The following is a 2,121-nucleotide window of genomic DNA, read 5'->3' on the forward strand; positions in this document are numbered from 1 at the left end:
CAGCACATCGTCTGGCGTCCACCACTTGGCAATCTTGCCTTCAAGATAGGCCAGCACGCCGGCTTTGGTGACGCTGGCGCCGTCTTTGGCCACCACCAGCAGCAGCGGGCGTTCGTCCCATTTGGGATGGTGCACGCCGATCACGCACGCTTCGGCAACGCCAGGCGCACCCACCGCGACATTTTCAAGATCGATCGACGACACCCATTCGCCGCCGGATTTGATCACATCCTTGGCGCGATCGACAATCTGCATGTAGCCCAGCGGATCGAGCGTGGCGACATCGCCAGTATCGAACCAGCCATCGGGCGTGAAGGCGCTGAGGCCTTCGCCCTTGAAATAGCTGCCGACAATCCACGGCCCGCGCACCAGCAACCGGCCGAACGCCTTGCCATCGCGCGGCAGCTCCTGATCATCGTCGTCCACGATCTTCATCTCGACGCCGAAAACGCCGCGGCCCTGCTTGATCCGGATGTCGAGCTGCTGATCATAGGGCAAGGCATCGGTTTCCGGGATGCCGGCGCCCATCGTGCCGAGCGGGGACATTTCGGTCATGCCCCACAATTGCAGCACTTTCACGCCGAGCTGGTCATAGCGTTCGAACATCGCGCGCGGCACCGCCGAACCACCGATCGCCGTCCTGTCCAGCTTGCCGAGGGTTTCGCCGGTTTTCTCCAGATATTGCATCATGCCCAGCCAGATGGTCGGCACGGCCAGCGCAAGATCAACCTCTTCCTCGATGATCAGCTTGTGCAAGGTTGGCGGATCGAAGTTCGGGCCGCCCATCACCAGCTTCGCGCCGCAGCAGGCCGCCGTATAGGGGATGGACCAGGCATTGGCGTGATACATGGGCGCGATGGGCAGCACTGTGGTGCGCGCGCTCATGCCGAATGTGTCGGTGGCGCTCGCTGCCATGGCGTGCAGCACATTGGACCGATGGCTATATTGCACGCCCTTGGGATTGCCGGTGGTGCCGCTGGTGTAGCACAGGCCGGCCGGCGCGGTTTCCGGCACCTCGGTCCACGGCGCATCCACGCTTTGCAGCGCCAGCAGCTCTTCGTAGCAGAGTAGGTTCAGGCTGCAGTCGGTTGGCATATGGGCGCGGTCGGTCAGCAGGACATAATGTTCGACCGTCTGGAGGCTGGGCGCCAGCTTCTCGACCATTTTCACGAACGTCAGATCAAAGAATAACACACGGTCTTCGGCGTGGTTGGCGATGTAGATGATCTGTTCTTCAAACAGGCGCGGATTGATGGTGTGGGCAACGCCGCCCATGCCGGAAATACCATACCAGCTTTCGACGTGGCGCCAGGTGTTCCACGCCAGCGTGGCAATCCGGTCGCCGGGCTGCATGCCCAGGGTGCGCAGCGCAGCGGCGACTTGCCGGGCGCGGCCTCGCACCTGCGACCAGTTGGTGCGATGCTTGGGGCCTTCACAGCTGAGGGACACGATCTCCCGGGTCGGGTGATAGATGGCGGCATGGTCAATCAGCTTGCCAACCAGCAGCGGCCAATCCTGCATTGTTCCCAGCATCATGCGTCTCCCCACGCGATTATGGCGCGAGCAGCTTTGCCGGCCACGCGCCTGATGGCTGTTCTTACGTTGCCAGTGCCGTCTGTGAAAGAGGGGCTTGACGAAAAGAACATTTATAGAACATATGATCGGAACAGATAAGGAACATCCGTTCCGGATTCGGGTGAAGGGACTGGGGCAATGACGATGATGTTGATGATGTTGGCTTGTCTGGCCATTTGGGCGCTGGTTGGCTTGATGCTGGGTGATGCCCGCACAGTGTTGCACACGGCGCTGCTCGGCAGCGGTGATCAGGCCGGGCACAACCGCGGCGGCGGCTGGATGCCATCGCCGCTTACGCTGGCTCAGGCGGCCCCGGCAGCATCGCGCACGCTGCGCCGCCGATAGGATCTCACCGCCAATGGCAAGGCGCCCGCGTAAAGCACGGATAATATGGCGAGCGTGGGCCAAGGATTGGTGAACAAGGCGCCCGCGAGCAAGCCAATTGCGGCCAACAACGGCAGTCGCATCGATGGCCGCAGGCGAATGGATCCCCAGCTGTAACTGGGCAGGCTGGAGACCATCACCAGCGCCCCAGCCAGCGTGGTT

1 protein-coding gene and 1 pseudogene are annotated in these 2,121 nt (G+C 62.1%); both read right to left on the bottom strand.

Going from position 1 to position 2,121, the window contains the following annotated elements; genetic code table 11:
- On the bottom strand, positions 1–1,536 hold a 1,536-nt coding region (locus ABWP50_RS08445), incomplete at its 3' end, for a long-chain fatty acid--CoA ligase (protein ID WP_353217553.1).
- A gap of 341 nt (positions 1,537–1,877) precedes the next feature.
- A pseudogene (locus ABWP50_RS08450) lies at positions 1,878–2,121 on the bottom strand (CDP-diacylglycerol O-phosphatidyltransferase); the annotation flags it as partial.

The sequence above is a fragment of the Sandarakinorhabdus sp. genome (assembly GCF_040398645.1).
Taxonomy (GTDB): domain Bacteria; phylum Pseudomonadota; class Alphaproteobacteria; order Sphingomonadales; family Sphingomonadaceae; genus Sandarakinorhabdus.